Origin of the sequence: Gangjinia marincola (genome assembly GCF_039523415.1) — a bacterium.
In the GTDB taxonomy this organism is placed as follows: domain Bacteria; phylum Bacteroidota; class Bacteroidia; order Flavobacteriales; family Flavobacteriaceae; genus Gangjinia; species Gangjinia marincola.
This window is the reverse complement of record NZ_BAAAFG010000015.1, coordinates 48,840-70,602: the sequence shown is the minus strand read 5'-3', so window position 1 is coordinate 70,602 and position 21,763 is coordinate 48,840. Positions and strand designations below refer to the sequence as shown.

The following is a 21,763-nucleotide window of genomic DNA, read 5'->3' as shown; positions in this document are numbered from 1 at the left end:
AACTAATTTTGTAGTATTATTTAAGTAAATGCAGGCGTGGTGGAATTGGTAGACACGCTAGACTTAGGATCTAGTGCCGCAAGGTGTGAGAGTTCGAGTCTCTCCGCCTGTACTAAATGAAGAGCTTCTCGTTTTGCGAGAGGCTTTTTTGTTGAACCAATATTTTCTTTGAATCGCTGGATTAAGGAGAGACGAGAAGCCTGTCCCGCACTTGATGCGGGAAGTCTCGGAGTTTATGCTGAGCGAAGCCGAAGCACCTGTACTAAATGAAGAGCTTCTCGTTTTGCGAGAGGCTTTTTTGTTGAACCAATATTTTCTTTGAATCGCTGGATTAAGGAGAGACGAGAAGCCTGTCCCGCACTTGATGCGGGAAGTCTCGGAGTTTATGCTGAGCGAAGCCGAAGCACCTGTACTGAATGAAGAGCTTCTCGTTTTGCGAGAGGCTTTTTTGTTGAACTAATATTTTCTTTGAATCATTTATTAAGGAGAGACGAGAAGCCTGTCCCGCACTTGATGCGGGAAGTCTCGGAGTTTATGCTGAGCGAAGCCGAAGCACCTGTACACTTCGGCAGGCTCAGTGCAGGCTAGTTCGACAAGCTTCGGTTAATCGCTGAAGGTGTTTTTGTTTTTGGAATTTGCGATATATACTTCAGCCCTAACTTGTCCATAATCACATTTTCGTTTATTGTGTCTTAGGTACTACTACCCATAACCGGTTCATTCTCATTTAGTACTTTTGGACTATGAGTAGTACAAAGGTCAAGTTGTCCGCTTTCTTATTCTTATTTATTTCTTTGGTATCGGTTGGACAAGAGAAAGATAATGTTAATACGCTAAGAGAAGCAATTTTGAATGCTCAAGGAAAAGAAAAACTGGCGCTCTTAGATAGTCTCTCCCTTATCATCCAGTTTGATGCTTACGCTGGTTATGATACCATCGCTTGGCAAACCGTAGATTTGGCTTTAGAACTGGAGGACATGGAAACGGCCACCAATGTAATTAGCGAGTTGATTTATTATTTGGATGGTTATAAAAATAATCCTGACTCTGCCGTAACTATATATAAAAAATACCTCCCACTAGCACCCAAAATGCCAGACGATGATCGCACTAGATTCTATTTAAATACCTCAAATGTATATCAATATCAAGGGGACTACAAAAATGCAATACCACTGCTGGACTCGGCCACGAGGTACGCAAAGGTCTCAAAAAACCAAAAGCTTATTGGCTATGCGAATCTGTATAAAGGACAAATATATTCTTCTAAAGGAAAGTACGCCGCGGCCTCGCAACTGCTTAAAAAAGCAGATGACATATTTACGAAGGAACAGGACACATTTTATGTATTATCTGCAAGAAATGCGCTCTCTGTCCTCTACAGTCAGAACGATTTTTTTACAGAGGCTGAAAAAATGCGTAAGGGAATGATCCCTATCGCCATTAAACAAAAGGAATACGGATTTCTTTCTTCACTGTATGCTAACAGGGCTACAGATTTGAGCAAACAAGATAGGGTACAGGAAAGCATCAAAGAACAACTTAAATCTATTAGCTATATCCAGAAAACCGATTACGCAGATAGTTATAGTGCCGGTTATATAAGTTCGCTCATTGAAAAATACGTAAAGGCAGATAGTTTAGAGAAAGCTTCAGAATGGTTGGATTACCTGCAAGAAAACCCCAAATTGATTCAAACAGATCAAAACCAATGGTACTATAAATCTGCCTTGAAGAAATATGCCTTCGCCACTAAAGATTACGAAAAGGCCTTAGACTTAGCCATTGAAACCTTAACCAACAACAAAAGTCAAGTACAGGCTGAAGATGTCATGTCTTCTGAAAAATTTCTTTCTCAGGTATACGCTAAACTGGGAATGCCTAAGCAAGAGGCAAAGCATTTGAAAAATTATATTGCACTGAGTGACTCCATTAATAGTGTCAAAAATCTCAATGCATTGAGCTATTATCAAACCTTATATGAGACAGAACGTAAAGATCGCACCATTGAGCTGCAAGAGAATACCTTAGAGTTACTTGAAAAGGAAGACAGCATAAAGACCCAGTGGTTTACGATAGGTGGAATAACATTAGTTTCTTTGTTTGGATTTATCTTGCTTTTTCGAGCAAGAAAAGCAGCTAGAAAAGAACAAAGCCAACAAGCAGATTTTTCAAGAAGATTGATTCTTGCACAAGAAAATGAGCGTAACCGTGTGGCAAAAGATCTTCATGACAGCGTGGGTCAAAGGCTCTCCATGATTCACCGTAAAGCCGAACGTGAAGATCAACAAGAACTAGCCGTAATGACATCTGAAACGTTGGATGAGGTGCGTGAAATCTCTAGGGGATTATTTCCGTCATTACTCAAAAAACTAGGATTAACCAAAAGCATAGAATACCTGTTGTTAGACATAGATGAAAAAACCAATTTGTTCGTATCTCACCAACTTGATGATATGGATGATTTTTTTACTGAAGATGAAACCCTCAATTTTTACCGGTTTATACAAGAAAGCTTAACCAATGTGATAAAACATGCTAATGCAGAAACCCTGATCGTAGAAATAAAAGTTTACGGCAATGCACTACATGCTATGATAAAGGATAATGGAAAGGGCTTTGAGTTCACAGAAAAAAACCAACGTAAAAGCCTTGGTCTTAAAACAATGCAGGAACGCATTAAACTGCTTAGGGGTAAATTTTCTATTGTTTCTAATCAGGAGAAAGGAACATTAATTGAAGCGCACATCCTCAAATGAATTCAACAGCGACGATATTACTGGCAGACGATCACCCCTTGCTACTTTCTGGTTTAGAAGATGCATTGAGCAAACTTAATTATACCATTGTGGCGTCTTGTGAGGATGGTGCAAAGGCTTTGCATATGATCGCTTCGCTCCAACCTACCATAGCCATTCTTGATGTAGAGATGCCTTATCTTTCTGGTATTGAAGTAGTCCAAAAGTGCAAAGAGAAAAACCTCCCTACAAAATTTATTCTGCTCACTTCACATAAAGAAAAAGGCTTGATTCTGGAGACCAAAGAGCTTGCGATCTCTGGATATGTGCTTAAAGAAGAACCCTTAAGTGTAATTCATACGTGTATTCAACAGGTGTTACGCGGCGGAGTTTACTACAGTGAAATATTTGATACGGTCTTTAATACAGAAATAGCACCAGAGCTCCAGCGAATCACCTACTTAACCCCTTCAGAACGTACGGTGGTACGTCTTATCTCTCAAGGGCATACCTCTAAGAGCATTGCCGACTTGCTAAGCCTTTCTGTTAGAACTATCGACAATCACCGGGCAAATATCATTAGCAAGCTTGAATTACCTTCAAAGACTGATGCGCTTACCCTTTGGGCAAAAGAGCATAAAATTTTGATCAACAAATTTTAACTAGGTAGTCCTACTCATAATTCCTCGTCACTACTCATTTCATCCTGTAAATTAGGTGATTACATTTGGTGTATAAATTAAACCAAGTGGTGATGAGAACCTTATTGATGTTTGTTGTGATCCTTTTTTGCCCCTTAGCCACCCACCTGATTGCTCAGGTGGGTATCAATACCACAGATCCTAAAGCTTTATTAGATATTCAATCCTCAAATACAGCCGCGCCATCACACCTGGATGGAATTCTTATCCCTAAAATGGATAATGCTCCTGAGACAAACCCTACAGAAGATCAGGATGGTATGATGGTCTATATGACCGGTAATGGATCGCATGAAAAAGGCTTTTATTTTTGGGATCATACTGCGGCAAGTTGGCAATCCGTTTATAAAGGTTCCTTAAGAGCTATTAATGAAGGCAACGGGATAGGATATCGACTTGCAGAGAAAAATCCTGAAAGTTACGGAAATATAGGAGCTCTTGCAGTAGATCTCTCTCATGCTGAGGGCTCAACAAATTTGTATGGTGCTTTAGGTAATTATTCATTTGCTGTTGGGAGTCAAAATAAAGCTTCAGGATTAAGTTCAATTGCCCTAGGACGATTAAATACTGCTAGCGGATCTTATAGCAATGCTCAAGGCACTGAAAACTCTGCTAGTGGATTCGCAAGTTTTGCAGCCGGCTTAGGGAATACTGCTAGTAATACATATAATATCGCGTTAGGTAATAACAACACTGCAGAGGGCACAAGTACTTTTGCTATTGGTAATAGTAATACTTCAAGTGGATCAAATTCTTTCACAATAGGTAGAACTAATAATGCCGATGGAACATTTAGTTTTTCTATAGGAAATGATAATACCGCATCAGGGGATAGATCGTTTACCATTGGTTCATATAATACAGCTTCATCTTTTGCTCAAATGAATTTGGGTAGGTTTAGTACACTTTCTAGTGGTAATCCAACTAGTTGGGTGTCCACAGATCGTCTTTTTGCGTTAGGAAATGGATTGAATGAATCTAATCGAAGCGACGCATTAGTGGTATTAAAGAACGGCACAATCACCGCCCCAAGTTTTGATGTTGCAGAAATCAGCGATGATAAAGCCTTAATCACGAAAGAATATTTTGACGCCAATAATAATGCTTCCCTAGCTACAGGGCTAGAAGCCATTGATGAAGGCAACGGAATAGGGTGGCGGCTTGCAGGTAAAAATCCTGAAAGTTACGGAGATATAGGATTTCTTGCCATTGATCTCTCTCATGTTGTAGGCTCAACGAATTTGTATGGTGCTTTAGGAAGTCATTCATTTGTTAGTGGGGGTCCAAATATAGCCTCAGGATCCTACTCAATTGCTCTAGGAAGAGGTAATAATGCTAGCGCATCTTATAGTTATGCGCAAGGTAACGAGAATACTGCTTCTGGATTCGCAAGTTTTGCAGCCGGCATAGGGAATACTGCCAGTAATTCTTACAATATCGCGCTAGGTAATAATAATACTGCAGATGGTACAAGTACTTTTGCTATTGGTAATAGTAATACTTCAAGTGGATCCAATTCTTTCGCTATGGGTAGAACTAACAATGCAGAAGGAACATTTAGTTTCTCTATAGGAAATGACAATACCGCTTCAGGAAATAGATCTCTTACTATTGGTACAGGTAATACTGCATCTTCATTTGCGCAAATGAATATTGGTATTAATAGTACGATTTCAAGTGGTAACCCAACTAGTTGGATATCAACAGATCGTCTTTTTGTACTAGGAAATGGAGTGAATAATAGTCTGCGAAGCGATGCATTGGTTGTATTGAAAAACGGCACAATTACCGCCCCAAGTTTAGATCTTTCAGAAATCACCGATGATAAAGCGTTAATTACGAAAGAATATTTTGATGCAAATAATAATGCTTCTTTTGCTGCTACAGGACTAGAGGCGATAGACGAGGGTAATGGTATTGGGTGGAGGCTTATAGGACGCAACCCTGAATCTTATGCGGATATAGGCAGAAATGCGATAGATTTTTCCAATAATACAGGATCAGGGAATACATTTGGCGCAAAGGGAGACTATGCCATCGTTAATGGTTTTAGAAATATAGGATCAGGAACTCATTCCTTGGTATTAGGAAATGATAGTTTTGCTACATCAGACCATGCCGTGGCTATTGGCTTTGCCAATCAGGCAGCGGGATCAAATAGTCTTGCGTTAGGAAATAGTAATACTGCAGATAATTCATATAGTATAGCTCTGGGTCGATCAAATTCCTCTGAGGGTAATTATGCGTTGACAATAGGAGAGGATAATAATAGTACAGGAGACCATTCTATTTCCATGGGAAATACTAATGAGGCAATAGGAAATGGATCATTAGCTATAGGGACCAATAATGCGGCGTCCTCATATGCTCAAATTAATTTAGGAATTAACAGCACGCTCTCAGGGGGGAATGCATCCAGTTTCATTGCAACAGATCGTCTTTTTGTGTTAGGAAATGGAACAAATAGCGGTGCAAGAAGCGATGCACTTATCATCTTAAAAAATGGTACAATCACTGCGCCAAGTTTTAATCTTTCAGAAATCAATGATGACAAAGCTTTGATTACCAAAGAGTATGCTGATCTTAATTACAGTGATGGAACCGGGACATCTCCAGCAAATCCAATTAATATCACTTCTTTTGGTCCCGAGTATTTTGTCTATGGCGGTGCTTATGAACAACCTAGATACTATAAGGATAGAAATAGGGTGTATTTAGAGGGTTTAGTAGCACGTACCTCTTCTAATTTTGTGCAGGGAGAGGTTCTTTTTACACTGCCGGTAGGATATCGCCCAGCGAAAAGGCAGCTATTTTCATGCAGAAATGGCAGTAGTATAATACGCGTTGATATATTTCCCAACGGCGAAATGCGCTACAGCAATTACTCCAATGGAAGTGCAGATTGGGTGAGCCTTTCTGGCGTATCTTTTTTAGCGAATTGATAGAATCCTGCTTTTAAAAGTCCATTACAATTCAAGATTCAAATTACATAAGAAGTAAACGGCTCTAGGAATTACCTTAATTATTTAGTTTCTAATAATGATTATCTGTTTTCCTTTCGGTACATAAACTTAAGCCCAGACCAATCTTCATCTACCGCGCAGACTTTGATATCAACCAGTTCTGTTTTGAGCAAGTGTTCTCTTATGGGTTCGCGTTTCAGTTCAGATTGGATTTTAGATGTCCCTTTTGGCCAGCTCACCCAAAGGATACCGCTTTTTTTCAAGGCTGGTTTGACCATTTGCACGATGCGTTGAAGTTGCACGTGATTTTGGACAAAAACGTGGATGAAGTCAAAGCTCTCTGAATCCAGTTTTTTCTTCCTTTCAACATTCTCTGGAAAGTCGCCGAACAAGCTCATATAGTGTTCCGGTTCGTTGACCACCATCATTACATAGCCTTCTTTGATGCCCAGTTTTTTGGCGAGTGGTGTTTTTGAATACCCTGCGGTTTTCATAACTTCATTATTTTGATTTGACAAAAACAGGTGCGTATTGCTCTGCATTATCATTGGTCAGTTGAATTATATTTCCTTCAACAGTCCGTTTATAGAGTTCATAACCTGAATGATTGTTCATAGAAGCTTCAAAGACAAGTTCGCCCTTTTCATTCCAATGGTGATAGACCTGGTTGTTTTCTAAAGGTGTTACGGATTCTATTTCCGTACCATTAGGATTGATGAGGTAGATATCGTAATTATTATCTCGTTTTGAAGCGAAGGAAATCTTCCCATCAGTACGCCATCTGGGCGCAGCGGCCAAATAACCTGTCCATTGCTTAGCGGCACCTTCATCGGGATGTGTGGTTATCTTTTTCATTTCATTGGATTGTAAATCCATCACATAAAGTGCGTCTGTAAAGCCGAGTTCACTTGGTGAAATTTTATCGCTTCCGCGGAAGACAATCCGTTTTCCATCAGGCGAAAATGTTGGGTCATTGGCGTATGCTAAATCCACTTTTACTTTTTCAAGGATTTCGCCTTGAAGGTCGATAATGTAAAATTTACCGTCTTTAGCTTCGACAGGCTTGACAATAAACTCTGTACCATTCTTTCTGCTGCTCAGCCAACTATCAGCCAATTTAAAGTCAGACATTTTTCTGACATTGTTTCCTTCGACATCCATTTCATAGAGATACAGGCATCTAAAGCATTCGCCACGGTCCGAGAGAAAGTATATCTTTTCGCGAAAGCTATCATATACCCAATCCACCGATTTTGAGTTGGTAATGTTCTTTGCATTCTTTCCGTCGGCGTCCATCACATATATCTCGTAATCTTGAGTGGCAGCATCTTCTAACACATTGTAGGCTATCTTTTGTTGGGCTTTACACGAAGTGATGATAAAGATTAGTATATATCCAACTCTAATTTTCATAAATTTCATAATAAGTGATTTTAAGTCTTTTGTCTTATTTCTAACAGCGTAGCGGTCTAAAATCTATTTCTACCGCCAGATTCCCAATACGAATCCTATTAACGTAAAGTAAACGATGATGTAGCCGCTGTTGATGAAAATGTACTTCCACGATTTTTTCTCAAACAAGGCGATGGTCGTAAATATCATCGCGCAAAACCCGAAGCCCGTAAAAAAGCCGGCTGACATTCCCCATATCCAATCTGTATTGGCATCGCCCAGAAAGAACGCCATATTGTAGGACATTATGAGTGCCAAAATGAAACTGATACCGTAGAGCTTGCCCATATTGGTATTTTCAAAATCAGCATCGGTCAGACCATTTTCTTTTTTCCAGGCCTTGTAAAAAAGTGCCGGGCTATACCACAGTGCACCGACTGCTAAATTTAAGACTGCGCAGACAATCACCGCGATATGGTTGATATACATTGTTTCCATAATTTTTTATTTAGATGATTAATACACCACAAAGAAATAGGAAGTACTGGTTTAAAAATTGTAAAAAATTTACCTCTTGATTTCATTGAAGGAGATCAACGCCTATTTTACAGGTAGAAAATTGGGGAAGTCTTCGATGTCGCTTAGGTATTTCTTGGGGTTGATGCCCGAGAATGATTGGAAGTCTTTTATAAAATGTGCCTGATCAAAATAACCGCAGTCAGCGGCAACAATAGTCCAAGAGATGGTTTCCTTGTTTTCGACAGCGGCGAGTATCTCATTAAAACGAACGATACGATGGAACTGTTTTGGGGTTAGCCCAACATACTTTTTAAAGAGCTTGATGAACTGTTTTTGGGAATAGCCCAATTTTTCTGAGAGTTCACTCAAATTAATCTGTGTAGGTGAATTTTCAATGGCTTCAATCGCATACCTGATGACCTCAAGGTAGAAATCATCTTCTTTGAGTTGGTTATCCAGCCATTTTTCAATCGCTTTAAATTTTTCCTCTGGTGTAGTAGGCTGTTTTAGTTCTTTTAGCAGATTGAGAATAGATTCCCCAAAAATTTCTTCCGCAGATACAACTTGATTGGTAAATGTCGAAATGTCCTTATGGATTAATGGGAAGCCCGCACCGGGTTTAAAGACCAATATCATCATTTCTTCGTGATGACTACTGATAGTAATATAATCCTTCAAAACACCAGAAAACCAAACATCGTTACATTCTTGAATCATCTTTCCAGACATATTATCGTAGATGAATTTGGGATTATCGGTAAGTTCAAAGATGATGTTGATGGTACCGTCAGGAAGGTATTTGTCCTTTTTATGTTCGGGAAAATAGTCCTTGTGATAGAGCAAGTCGGCTACATATTTCTCTAACCGAAGAGGGGTTCGGTATTGGCTGAAAATCATTGCCTCTAAAATAATAAAATTAGGGGAATTGTATTGACTAAGTACGTTAACATGTTTCGCGAGTATCTCATATTCGGTGAAACTAATTGGTAATAAAAATCAGTGCTAATACGGTATATAGGCATAACCAACTGTTGTTAAATCAAAATGTCTTTGTTTATTTACAAAACAACCGAATCTAAATAATTGTAGTACAAGTTAATATTGTTTGCAGATTATCTGAAGCAATTATTATAGAAATTCCTTTTGGAGCTCTTTTAAGCGAATGACATAATGGATACCTAATAAAAAAGCAATGGAAATTACTAACATAGAGAGTTTACTGGATACTATGTTTTTTAGATGTAATACCTGAAGAAGATAGCCTAAATGACTATTCAATAGAATTATGCAAAGGCTAGTAATGAAAACAAAAACCCCGATAACCAAAGGAAAATTCCAAATGGTAGGATTATATTCTGATTTGGCTTTATGAGCCTCTATTTTTAACATGAGTCTTTCTGTGAAACCCGAAGAGGTTTCAATAGTGCTTTTTGAGATCAGTTGTTTCGCTTTTTCTTCTTTCATAATAAATCATTTAACTCATTGCCCAATAATTGTCGTAATTGAAAATCTAGATTATTTCTGCCACGATGTAGACACACCTTAATTTTTGATGTCTTAAATCCTGTTATTTTACTTATCTCTTTAATACTTATCTCTGAGAGATAAAATATTCGTAACGTGAGAGCTTCGTCCGCATTCATTCGTAGCAAGGCTAAATTGATGAACCGCTTTTGATTTTCTTCTTTTAGCACCTCTTCATTTGTAATTAATTTTTCAGGAACTATTGTAATGTCTTTAAAGTCAACACCTTTTTTAATTTTTTTAAGTTGGTTATAGCTTGTATTTACAGCAATACGATACAGCCAAGTAGCAAATTTAGATTTGAAATTAAAAGTTTCAATTTTCTGAAACACTGTTATAAATATATCTTGCAAAACATCTTCCGCCAAATCTTGGTCTTTAAGAATTGAAATAGCCAAGGAAAGCGAAGCGTCCTTATGTTTTTCGACCATAAGCTTAAATGCATCGCTATCACCTTCCTTGATTTGGTTTATAATATGTCGTTCAGATTATGTGACCAACGTATTAAGAGGTACGTTTTCTCAAATAATGAGCAATAACTAAACTTAATCCTGCAAACACGGAAATCGTTCCCAAAACTAGTAAATCTGATGTGTCTTCTGTAAGATCCATTTCCGTAAAAATTGAAGAGATGATAAAGCCGATTCCAAGACCAAATACAATACAGCCAATATCTATGTAACTAACTCTTTTTGAGTATTGGGTAACGTCAATACCCTTCTCAATCATTGCTTTTTTTATCATATACTGATACTTTGCCAGTATAAACACGACGGTGACAAATCCCACTGATAGAGACAATAGGCTCAATACCTCATCTAATTTTTCCATTTTGATAATTATTAAAATTGTTCTTCAATTAGCTTTTCTATTTCTGTTAAAAAAGGAAATAGGTTATCTGAGTTTCCAAAAATAACGAACCCATATTTTTGGTCGGGAACAAACATTGCATAAGCTTGAAAATCATGATTGTTTCCAGTATGCAAGTGCATCATCCCATTAGGTGTAGGTTTCTGGGCAAAGCCTAGACCCCAACCTGTTTGACCAGTTTCTAAATGTATTTTATTATTTGGTTTAAAATGGTTATGCTCTTTAAGCATCAAATCTCTTAAGGTTGGTGATAAATTGTTTGATTTCATCATTTCAATAAGAAATAGGGCGTAATCATAAGCATCAGATCGTAAGCTATAGCCTGGGCCCACTTTTTTATCACGGTGCATTTCCATATTCACTTTTCCATTCATATGGCCCTTTACTGTATGCTTTTCAAGAACATCATTCCACGTGTAAAAACTGCGTTGCATACCCAAAGGATGAGCTACTTCTTTAAGAAAGAGACTGTCTAATTGACTTCCCCAGCCTATTCCTAATTTTGTACCAAGGGCGGCGCCCATATGCTGATATGCTTCGCCTGAATATGAAAAATCAGTTCCAGGTTCAAACGCGATTTCTATTGGTTTGCCCTTAGCCCAATTGGGAATTCCGGTTCCGTGGGATAAAACTATTCTCGGTGTAATTTTTTTATAAGCTTCAAAAGAATCATCGGCAATAGTGTTTTCAGGGAAAATATCTTTTAGAAAATAATAGATAGGTTCATCCAAGTTGAATTTCCCCTTTTCCACCATTTTCATTACGAAATGGGCGAACAAAGGTTTTGATAATGAAGCCCCTTCAAAAATACTTTCTTTAGTTACGGGCTCTTGGGTTTTTAGGTTACTCACACCAAATTTATTATGATAAGCAATTCTAGCATCGTTTATAATGGCAATGGATAGTCCTGGTAATTGAATAGAATCCATAATATGTTCTATACGAGACTCAAGGTGTGAAATGGACACTTTTTTTCCGCTCACAGTTTTAATGTTTTTACTTTGAGCATTACCTTTTTGGCAGAAGTTTATGCTAATTAATAGCAATAGTATGTATGATAGTTTTTTCATCTTGTTTTATTTTTGAAATTAAAATGTGTTTTGTGAATTCACATTTATTGGACAAGATGACTTTGAAAAAGGTTACAAAATAATTGTGCGTTATTTTGAAAGGTTCTTTTTTTAAAATACTTCTAAGTCACTCAGCGCATTCCCAACCATTTTGCGAAAAGCTACATTCTTGGAAAAAAGCCTCACTACAATCGTCTTGGACATTGTACTCCATTTCTACTTTCAATTTCATTTGAAATATTAGTAATTAAAATTGTAAATCCAAGATAATTTTATATTTGTCACACATATAACAACTTGGCTGGAATTTAGAAATAGGATTATTTAACAACATGTCGGAATTATTAAAACAAAGAAAAAAACTCAACTTAACCCAAGATGAACTTGCTGAAAGAGCCAACATATCGGTTAGGACGATTCAGCGGATAGAATCTGGCCAAGAACTAAAAGGCCACACGTTAAATGCATTGTCAAAAGCATTGGGTGTCAGTAAAGATGTATTAATTCCAGGTCAGACCGAGCAAGACGAAATGAATTGGTCACTTTTAAAAATAATAAACACGTCCTCGCTTTTTTTAATTTTTGTCCCACTTGCCAGTATTCTTATTCCGTTGGCAATCACAAGGTGGAAAAATGCATTCAATCCTATAACCAAACAAATTATTACCCTCCAAATCCTTTGGACGTGCGCGTTGCCTTTAACAATATTAATGGCCTCTCAATTGGGAAAGTACACCAACATAAACCACGAGATGGTACCACTAGCGATTATGCTTATGTTGGTAATGAACGCCTTCATTATTATCAGAAATACCATAGCATTAGATAAAAAGAAAAAACTATTCATTAATCTGAATTTCAATATACTATAAAATTTGTCATATAGATGTCAGGTAATTGTCAGGCCTATGAGGAATCCTTTCCTATAAAAAAGAAGTTTATTGAGCCCGGAAATTATTTTCCGAGTTTATGAATAACTTTTAACCAAGACATCAATCAAAATTATGACACGATTTTATCGAGCACTTACATTTGTGCTACTGGCTTTCTTTTTTCATCAAAAATTAAGTTCACAGAATTATCAAAAGCTCATTTCAGAGGTATTACATCAACAAAGTCCAGGAGGCACAGTTTTGATTTCAATAGGAGATTCTATTTTATATCATCAATCCTATGGAAAAGCAGATATCGAACTGAAGGTTTCGATGCGTAATGAAAATATCTACAGAATCGCTTCCCTGTCCAAACAGTTTACGGCAATTGCCATTTTAAAGCTTTATGAAGAAAAAAAGCTGTCACTTAAGGATAAGATTACCAAATACATACCTGATTATCCTACAAATGGACAAAGCATAACAGTAGAACATTTGTTGAGTCATACTTCGGGAATCAAAGATTATGTATCTACGGTTCTGTTTGATACAAATGTTATGAAACAAGGGAAAACAACGCTGGAACTGATTGATTTATTCAAAAACGAACCGATGGATTTTGAACCGGGAACGAACTACAGTTATTCAAGTTCTGGATATGTTCTTTTGGGATATATTATCGAAAAAGTATCAGGAATGAGTTACGAGGAATATCTGAAAAGCACCGTTTTCAAGCCTTTCCACCTTAACAATACAAGTTATGATAAATCCCAAGAAATCGTTCAAAATAGAGTTTCAGGGTATAAAGGTAATGATGGAGACTATAAGAATGCCGAATTCATAGATATGAGCCTTCCTTATTCAGCTGGCTCTTTAATGTCTTCAGCTGAAGATTTGTTCCGATGGAATAAAGCCTTAAAGAACCACGAAATAATTTCGGGTGAAATTCTAAAACAAGCGTATTCCCCTTTCATCTTGACATCTGGCAAAAGAGGTCTTCACGGATTTGGTTGGGAAATTGGATATGTACAAGACGTAAAAGCTGTAAAGCATAGTGGACGCATCAATGGTTTCATATCCTATGCCCTTTATGTGCCAGAAAAAGATATTTATATAGTGATTTTGACCAATTCTGAAGACGTACAAAATGCAGATCTAACGGCAACTAAACTTGCAGCAATGGCGATGGGGAAACCTTATGACTGGTCAGAAATCAATCTTTCAATGGCGGAATTGGAATCGTTAAACGGGATTTATAGAAATGAATACGGCGTTGAAAAAATCATTCGCCTAGAGGATGAATCCTTATTGTTTTTTGATAGAGGACGTACAAAAAACAAATTAGTTCCTTATGCGCCGAATGCATTCTATGTTCAAAACACACTTGCTACTTTCTCTGTTGAAAGGAAAGATGGCCAAATCCAATTTATAGAAAATGACACTTATCAAATCAAAAAATGGACACGTATTGACAATGATATTAAAAGTATTCGGTCAAAAAAAGTAAGGCTTAAAGATTTAAAGAAATATGTGGGAAAATATGAAATGGAACCTGCCTTTTACTTCAATGTCCTGATAGAAAATGACAAACTCATTGGACAAATCAAAAATGATAAAAAAGAGTTACTGCCAATAGGTAAGAATAAATTCATAGCTAAGGATATTGATGCCCTATTGACCTTTAATTTAGAAAACGATAAGATAGTAAGTCTCTCGTTGGACCAAGGAAGAGTCATCATTGCTAAAAAAATTAAGTAATTTAATCCTATCACTTACGTTAATTTATAAGTGCCTAAACGGTTGTAAATCAAAATTTAAGAAGAAGTTGGTTTTATCTGAGTAGAAGAGTGGGATAATTTTATTTTTGTTAGAGATAGATCGGTTCATTCTAATTTAATTATTCAACATGAATAATGGTACAGCACTTAATAAATAATAAGAACCAATGCTATATTTTAGTTTCAAATCTGGCTGATTTAAGTAATATTTTAAACTGTATTATTTTACTACAGCAGTAACTTAAAAGCCAAATTTTAATTTATCTTGATTAAAAGAACAACTAACTTTCGTAAAATACTCAGTCACATCCCTCTTAAATTTCAAAAAATAGCTTCCTCAAAAAGTCTTGGACACCAAATCCAATTTCAGCATTCTAATTTGTCATATCCAACCTTGAACCAGTAAGATGAAACTTTCTTGGAGCACTCTATTTAAATGAATAAATTAAAGTAGTACCAGATAGGTCAAACAGCGTATTGACGTTTTATATACGAAGATGGGGTTTGACCAAGATAGGACTTGAAAACTTTATTGAAGGTCGATTTACTATTAAAACCTACATCAAATGCCAAGGCTAATAAGGTCTTCTTATGATGTTCATTGCTTTCGATTTTTTTTAGAAATTCTGCTAGCCTAAATTCATTGACGTATTCATAAAAGGTTTTATGAAATACGTTGTTTAATAACCAGGATAAATCATTAGGCGTTGTATCAATAGCACTTGCAAGATCTTTTAACGTCAAATCCGGTTGTAAAAAAACACGTTCTTCATTGATATAAAATTCAAGTCTCTTAGTTAGAATCGTAATTTTTTCCTGAGATAATCGCGCAGATGTTTTTGCTTTAGATTCAAATGGGACTTGAAATACTTCAGGTTGTTTTAAACTGTAAAACCCAATCGTATAGATAAAAATGGATATACCTATCCATATAATCTGATAGTTGAAGTAGGGCAGATGAAATGCAACCTGGGATATTGTAAAACTTATTGCCCATAATACGAGTAGAGCTGCGAAAGATCCCGTTATAAATCTACTGAATTTTATAATCTTACTTTCATACGAAATCAATTCGTTCTTCACGCGAATGTATTTTTGGTTTAATTTAAAACAAGCTATTGTGTAAAGTAACAAGGATAGAAGTCCGCTAAATTCGACTATAAAAAAGGTTAATTGTAACGCTCCATTTTGATACAGCTCAAAATATTCATCAATAGAATATTTCAACATATACGTGGTGTAAGCGATGTGTATGGTGGCAGGGATGAAATGATATAGAGGTAGCGTAGCGCTAGTCTTTTCAGAGAATAATAGCTTTCGTTGGTACATATACATGATAGGGCCTATCAAATAAAGAATAGCATCTACAAAAAGAGCCAGTCTGTAGACCCACTCCACCTGATACCTATAGAGAGCTATTCTCCCAAAGAGCATTACAGCGGCGATAACTAGCAATAGAGAAAGCACTTTGTTTGCACTCTTGTTGGTGTTGGGTATAAAAAATAGCACCACTGCTAAAAAAATACCTTGACTGATCCCAAGAACCAAAAATAAGTCTAGTACGCTAAAATTATTCGTCATAAAACCATAATCTATTCAGGTCTTGGAATAGTTCAATTTCCTAATCAAAAAAAGGTTGAACACTTATGTATAAGCATTACCAGGGTCATAATATAAACTGAAAGTGCACGGAAAACAATTATTGATTTAAGCCGGCTACCAATGGATAAAAATAATTCGTACCTCTTGAGAAATCTAATAAATCCTGAAGAACTTGTAGTTCTGTGTACATTCGCACCTTCTAGAATGTGATGTATTAATTTAAAATGTGCTCTCTAGTGTGCGGTGAAACTTAGTTTTTTTAGTAGTCTAAACTATTTCTCCTGCCACTCAGGCGAAAAATACGACGTTCTACCGCCAACCTTAATTTTTAAAAATTTACTATAATGTGATGACAGGGTTACCCTTCTTTACTAAAGTAGAAAAAATCTAACCTGTTTTTTTTTTGATAGCATGATATAAATCTAATTCAACGTTATTTATCATGGCATTACCACCGCTCTGTTCTTATTCACTATATTTAGAATAGCTAAGAGAATAAACATATGCGTTTCTTGTCTATCGTAACCATATTTTTTATTGCTCATTTGGGTAGTAGCCAAACCTCCTCTGAGTTTTCTTTTCTATCTAAAGAGGACGGTCTTCCTTCCAATTGGATTTCTTGCATGCAGTTAGATCAAAGAGGATTTTTGTGGATTGGCACTCAAAATGGGTTGAGCAGGTTTGATGGTAAAGACTTTATGAACTTTTATCATGATCCAGTTCAACCTAATTCGCTTATCGGGAATTGGGTTAGGACTCTTGCTTTAGATGAGAAGGATCAATTTTGGATTGGGACCGTGGGTGGAGGGCTTCAGCGATTCGATCCAAGGACATTTACATTTAATAGTGATTTTACCTGGCAGGATTCACCTCCAAAGGCTATTTATTTTATTCATGCTGAGGACAATCGGCTATGGCTACTTACCAATCAAGGTCTTTATGCTTCAGATACGACTAAATCTCACTTTACATCCATTGCTCCTGTATCTATAGAACATATCTTTTCGTATACTCAAAATGAGCTTCTTCTTATGGCTTCTTCCGGAGTATATCTTCTACATAAATCCTCAAATAAAATAAAAAGAATTAGTGAGTTACACCTTTCCTCTCCGGCTAAATTAAATCAGAACCAATGGATTGGGATGGTCAAAGATGAGTTGACCCAAATAGAAATGGATGAAGATTCACTACTGATCAAAAAGCGCTTTGCATATGCTGAAAAACTGCCTGGTACTCCCTGGAACAATAGTGCTGTTGGTGTAAGTAAGAATGATGACTACTTACTAACTACATCTTCAGGAATTTTGGCAATACATCCATCTACCGGGATTGATAAGACATGGTTATCCTTTGACGAAATGCATCAAAATGCAGTAGTAACTCAATTTCTTAGGGATCCCAAAGCAGGACAGATCGTAGGTACCAATAAAGGGCTTTATATACATACTGCAGGTGGAACCTATAGAGGCCAGTTACCAGCATCAGTAGTCTATGATGGTATCGTAAGGGATGTGGTGAAAGACGATAATAATCTTCTTTTAGGCACAGATAACGGGCTCTTAAGGGTGACTGATACTGATAAAGAGTTTATTCTTGAGGAAGGAAGAATTACAGCGGTTACCAAATATAATAATGCATTTTTTGCCAGTCAGGTAAAAGAAGATGGTATCAAAAGTATACATATTCTTACTGATGATTTAGAGGAGATTGATGAACAATTTCTTTCCAAAAAAATACCTGAAATCGGTATGACCTGGACCTTGTTAAATACTGTAGACAGGCTATGGATAGGGGGCAACTACCATTTAGGATATTGGGATAAGGAGCGTGATTCTTTCATTTTTATAAATGAACTAGGTACTGCGCCTATGTCAAAGATTGTGGTATTGGACGTATTAATGGATTCATCGGGTGACCTCTGGATCGCCACCTTAGATGGTTTATACCAGGTAAAAGATGAAAAGTTCGAAAAAGCGCGTCGTTTTGACCAGGGCTCAGGTGAAGGATTGAAAAATAATCTAATTACCGCTTTGGTCCTAGATAAACAGGAAAATTTGTGGGTAGGAACAGAGGCGGGATTGCATTCTTATGATCGAACTCTGGATCAATTTAATTTTTGGGGTCGCGCCCAAGGCTTATCAGATCCAAAAATAATGGCCTTGGCTTCGGGTGAAGATAATAACATTTGGATTTCTACCATTTCTGGAGGACTTTTTTTGATGAATACGGGTTCTGGTCGTTTCTACAATTATTCCGAAGCGGTTGGGATGCCTACCGACGATTATTTGATGAGCTCAATATTACTTCACAATGACACGCTTTATCTGGGAAGTGAACAGGGTCTTATTCAAATCCCTACAACCTTAATGAAAACACCTGAATATCCAGCAATCGATTTATTCGTGGAGACGGTTGAAATCACTTCTGGCAAAGGTGAAACCATGCGATTTCATGAACCACCCGCAAATTTTGAATTAAAACATACCTATGGAAACCTAACGTTTAATCTTAGCGCTCTTACCTATAGAACTCCTGAAAAAACGACGTTTAGTTATAAAGTAGAAGGACTCTATTCAAAATGGGTGTCTTTAGGGAACCAATCCTCGGTCTCTTTAGTGAATTTGCCAGCGGGAGATTACGTGGTGTCATTTAAAGCTACGAATCCCTCCTACACCCCTTCGATCCTGAGTTTTGGCTTTAATGTTCTTAAGCCATGGTACCTTCATAATGCATTGATACTACTTTATTTTGTGGGTAGTATAGTAGTGTGTTGGTTAGCGTTTCACTTCTTAAAAAGAAGAGAGCAGCAGCGTTTACAAATGGTTCACTTAAAGAAAGTAAACGAATTAAAATCAAAATTATATGCTGAGATCTCTCATGAAATAAAAACACCCCTCACCATCATTAAAGGGAATACTTCATTGCTTGAAGAAAATAAGGACACCTCCAGACAGGAGAAATTACTTCGATCTATCGATCGTAATACAGATGATATTCTCAATCTGGTTAATCAACTGTTGGATCTTGCAGCCATTGATGCTCAACAATTTAAATTAAAAGAATCTAGCATAGATCTTATCGCAGAAATAAAGAAACACATTGCGCTGTTTCGGTCTTACGCCGAAAGTCAAGATAAAAAGCTATTGGCATCATATACAAAAGTTGCTGTTGTAACCAAAATAGACGCAAGTAGTTTCAAAAAGATTCTTTTCAATCTATTGAGCAATGCCCTAAAATTTACACCAAAAGGAGGAATCATAAAAGTTGACGTCACCATCCTGGAAAAACAGTTTAAGGTGAGTGTAATGGATAGTGGCGTGGGCATTTCAAAAGATGAGCTAAGCCTAATATTTGATCGGTATTATAAAACCTTTGACACAGATAATAATCTGGGTAGTGGAATAGGGATGTCACTTACTCAAGAATTGGTCAACCTTATGGGAGGAAACATATACGTTGAAAGTGAGGTGGGAAAAGGAAGTTGTTTTATGATTACACTGCCTTTACAACCTAATGCTGATAAATACAATGTAGAAACAAGTGAAACCCTTACCCCTAGAAAATCATTTCCAACCGCAGAACCTTTACCTAAGGAGAGTGGTGCACGATTTAAATTGCTCATTGTTGAGGATCATCCAGATATGGTACGCTATTATTGCGACCTTTTGAATGACGCTTATGATCTTATTCTCGTAGATAATGGAGAAGAAGCCATTGCTCATGTACAGAGTTCGTTTCCTGATTTTATACTTTCAGATGCTGTAATGCCGAAAATGGATGGGTATGAATTATGCAGATTACTCAAAAATGACTGGAAAACCTCTCATATTCCCTTTATCATGGTAAGCGGTTTAGGAAGGGCTGAAGATCGGTCAAAAGCCTTTGAGAAAGGTGTAGAGGCTTTTCTTGAAAAACCTTTTGACGAAACAGAACTTTTGGCCGTTATTGATAGTTTGCTTACGCGGAAGAAACGTGTCGCAGAACATATAAGAAAATTGCTGTATGCCGAAGAAAATCTTGTTGAAGAGCGCGTGAATGCTAGAGATCTTGAATTCATTGAAAAAATTAGTGAATTTTGTTTAGATCCGCAATGGGACTTCAGCATCCAGCGGCTGGCCAAGGAGCTAGGAATGAGTCGTACTCAGTTACACCGAAAAATTAAGGCATTGACAGAACTTTCTGCTACGGAGTATATTAGTCATTTACGTATTGAAAAAGCAAAGAATTTGCTTCGGGCAGAAGATACTTCAATCAGTGAGGTAGCTTACGCCGTTGGGTATTCAGATCCCGGATATTTTGCTAAAATATTCAAAAAAATTACAGGTCAAACAGCTTCAGAATTTAAAAATAAGGTTCTGTAAGCCCAGTATCTATAAGGATTGAAACAATAATCCAATTATTTGGAACATCTCTCCAAATTAATCTTCCCCTTCTTACACATCTTCGTATCGTGGTTTTACACCATAGATGAACAAGTTAAATTTTAAAAACTCGAGAAGATGAAAACATGTAAAATGAAAGTATTCTTTGTTGCGTTATTGGCAGTTACCTTAATAAGCTGTAATAACGACGACGATACTTCACCACCTCCCGAAATTCCGGATTTTTCGGCAAATTTAGTGGGTCTATGGGAGTTTGAAGAGCCTCTGGGCGTCACTGATGCCCTGTATTTTGGACCAAATGGCGAGTTATATAGTGTAGTTTATGGAGAGTTAGGAACGACTCATTTGAGAACAAACGATACCTACACGTACACCTATGAAAACAATAAAGTTGGTGGATATACCGATGTGCCATTTTCTTATGATGGAAGTAATACAATAGATATAGGAACAATAGATATGGGAAATGTAATTCTTAATAAGGTAGAAAGTGGTTCTTCTCTTTTTGAGCAGATAATCCCATTGAGATTGGATAACTCGGTTTCTACGAACATAACTTCATTTTTAGGAGCTGATCAATTTAATAACCTGGATGGCTTTGAAGGAGAATTGTTTGTTCCCAACCCCAGTTCTGAAGAGAACCGTTATTTAATCTTTAAGAAGGCAGACCTCACATTTACTGAGAGTGTTACCGGCCTAGCCGAAAATGCCAGAAGCATATCCATCATCGACGACGTTTTACCGCTGCGCTCAATAATAGAAACCCCAAATTTGACACGTAACAGGCTCTATCAAAACACTAATCCTGCGTTTCATCCACCCGCCCTTTCTGATGTGTTTTTAGATCAAACCATTAATGCACATACAGTCACAAATGAAAACGGATACGACTTCATTAGTTATAGGGGCTCAATTGGTAACTCAAAAGGAACCTTTTTATATCACGATGTCACCGTTGTCAATAATCTTACGGCAACCGATGAGTTTGCTTTTTATGAAGCTCCTTTAGGGACACCCATCAAGGGCATGGACTATGTAAATGGTCAAAATGTGTTGATCTTTCATGAAAGTTATAACCTCCATATATTCAATATTGGATTCTCTTCGGGGGACAGCGTATCCACGTTTGAACATGTCCAATCCTATACCGTGATCCCTCAATTTAGAGAAGGCGAAATCAAGGGAGCAATACAAGGGGTCTATTTTGATGAAAATGAAGGGTTTTTGTATCTGGTTATTTCAGGACCTACAGATGATCATTTGGTTAAGATGGAGTTTGAGCTTCCCAACTAAAAGATCTAATGAACACTCTAAAATGTTCAATACTATTTAATTAATAACATCAATTAACG

At 37.0% G+C, this 21,763-nt stretch carries 16 protein-coding genes and 1 tRNA gene; 8 read left to right on the top strand and 9 right to left on the bottom strand.

The window, feature by feature from the left end:
* Positions 1-30: 30 nt before the first annotated feature.
* From ABD000_RS08125 to ABD000_RS08110, 4 genes are all read left to right on the top strand, one after another.
* Positions 31-112, top strand: a tRNA-Leu gene (locus ABD000_RS08125).
* 631 nt (positions 113-743) lie between these two features.
* Positions 744-2,759, top strand: a complete 2,016-nt coding sequence (locus ABD000_RS08120) for an ATP-binding protein (RefSeq protein WP_343765802.1) — start codon at positions 744-746, stop codon at positions 2,757-2,759.
* A complete protein-coding gene (locus ABD000_RS08115) occupies positions 2,756-3,400 on the top strand; it encodes a response regulator transcription factor (protein WP_343765799.1) in 645 nt (214 codons plus the stop codon). The genes ABD000_RS08120 and ABD000_RS08115 overlap by 4 nt, the downstream gene beginning before the upstream one ends.
* Positions 3,401-3,492: 92 nt before the next feature.
* Positions 3,493-6,381 (top strand): hypothetical protein, encoded by a 2,889-nt coding sequence (locus ABD000_RS08110; RefSeq protein ID WP_343765795.1) that lies wholly within the window; start codon positions 3,493-3,495, stop codon positions 6,379-6,381.
* A gap of 101 nt (positions 6,382-6,482) precedes the next feature.
* Here ABD000_RS08110 and ABD000_RS08105 read toward each other — a convergent pair whose 3' ends face one another.
* The 8 genes from ABD000_RS08105 to ABD000_RS08070 form a co-directional block, all read right to left on the bottom strand.
* Positions 6,483-6,896 (bottom strand): DUF3052 domain-containing protein, encoded by a 414-nt coding sequence (locus tag ABD000_RS08105; protein WP_343765792.1) that lies wholly within the window; start codon positions 6,894-6,896, stop codon positions 6,483-6,485.
* A 7-nt stretch (positions 6,897-6,903) separates the two neighbouring features.
* Complete coding sequence (locus ABD000_RS08100; protein WP_343765789.1) at positions 6,904-7,824, bottom strand: TolB family protein; 921 nt, start codon at positions 7,822-7,824, stop codon at positions 6,904-6,906.
* A 60-nt stretch (positions 7,825-7,884) separates the two neighbouring features.
* Positions 7,885-8,292: a DUF1761 domain-containing protein gene (locus ABD000_RS08095; protein ID WP_343765786.1), complete on the bottom strand. Its 408-nt coding sequence runs from the start codon at positions 8,290-8,292 to the stop codon at positions 7,885-7,887.
* Positions 8,293-8,394: 102 nt separating this feature from the next.
* On the bottom strand, positions 8,395-9,210 hold the full coding sequence (locus ABD000_RS08090; RefSeq protein WP_343765783.1) for an AraC family transcriptional regulator: 816 nt from the start codon (positions 9,208-9,210) through the stop codon (positions 8,395-8,397).
* 231 nt (positions 9,211-9,441) lie between these two features.
* On the bottom strand, positions 9,442-9,777 hold the full coding sequence (locus ABD000_RS08085; protein ID WP_343765780.1) for a hypothetical protein: 336 nt from the start codon (positions 9,775-9,777) through the stop codon (positions 9,442-9,444).
* Positions 9,774-10,301 carry an RNA polymerase sigma factor gene (locus ABD000_RS08080; protein WP_343767287.1) on the bottom strand — a complete coding sequence of 176 codons (528 nt, stop codon included), beginning with the start codon at positions 10,299-10,301 and terminating at the stop codon, positions 9,774-9,776. The genes ABD000_RS08085 and ABD000_RS08080 overlap by 4 nt, the downstream gene beginning before the upstream one ends.
* A gap of 40 nt (positions 10,302-10,341) precedes the next feature.
* Positions 10,342-10,668, bottom strand: a complete 327-nt coding sequence (locus ABD000_RS08075) for a DUF6249 domain-containing protein (RefSeq protein WP_343765777.1) — start codon at positions 10,666-10,668, stop codon at positions 10,342-10,344.
* An 11-nt stretch (positions 10,669-10,679) separates the two neighbouring features.
* Entirely contained in the window at positions 10,680-11,777 is a 1,098-nt protein-coding gene (locus tag ABD000_RS08070; protein WP_343765775.1) for a serine hydrolase domain-containing protein, read from the bottom strand.
* 332 nt (positions 11,778-12,109) lie between these two features.
* Between ABD000_RS08070 and ABD000_RS08065 the strand changes: the two genes are divergently transcribed.
* Positions 12,110-12,649: a helix-turn-helix domain-containing protein gene (locus ABD000_RS08065; protein WP_343765773.1), complete on the top strand. Its 540-nt coding sequence runs from the start codon at positions 12,110-12,112 to the stop codon at positions 12,647-12,649.
* Positions 12,650-12,781: 132 nt separating this feature from the next.
* Entirely contained in the window at positions 12,782-14,407 is a 1,626-nt protein-coding gene (locus tag ABD000_RS08060) for a serine hydrolase (RefSeq protein ID WP_343765770.1), read from the top strand.
* Between the two features lie 485 nt (positions 14,408-14,892).
* Here the strand turns inward: ABD000_RS08060 and ABD000_RS08055 are convergent, their stop codons facing one another.
* Positions 14,893-16,008 (bottom strand): helix-turn-helix domain-containing protein, encoded by a 1,116-nt coding sequence (locus ABD000_RS08055; RefSeq protein WP_343765767.1) that lies wholly within the window; start codon positions 16,006-16,008, stop codon positions 14,893-14,895.
* Between the two features lie 524 nt (positions 16,009-16,532).
* Between ABD000_RS08055 and ABD000_RS08050 the strand changes: the two genes are divergently transcribed.
* The gene (locus ABD000_RS08050) at positions 16,533-20,390 is read left to right on the top strand and encodes a hybrid sensor histidine kinase/response regulator transcription factor (RefSeq protein WP_343765765.1); all 3,858 of its coding nucleotides are present in this window, start codon (positions 16,533-16,535) and stop codon (positions 20,388-20,390) included.
* A 138-nt stretch (positions 20,391-20,528) separates the two neighbouring features.
* Positions 20,529-21,704: a hypothetical protein gene (locus ABD000_RS08045; protein WP_343765762.1), complete on the top strand. Its 1,176-nt coding sequence runs from the start codon at positions 20,529-20,531 to the stop codon at positions 21,702-21,704.
* The last annotated feature ends 59 nt before the right edge of the window (positions 21,705-21,763 follow it).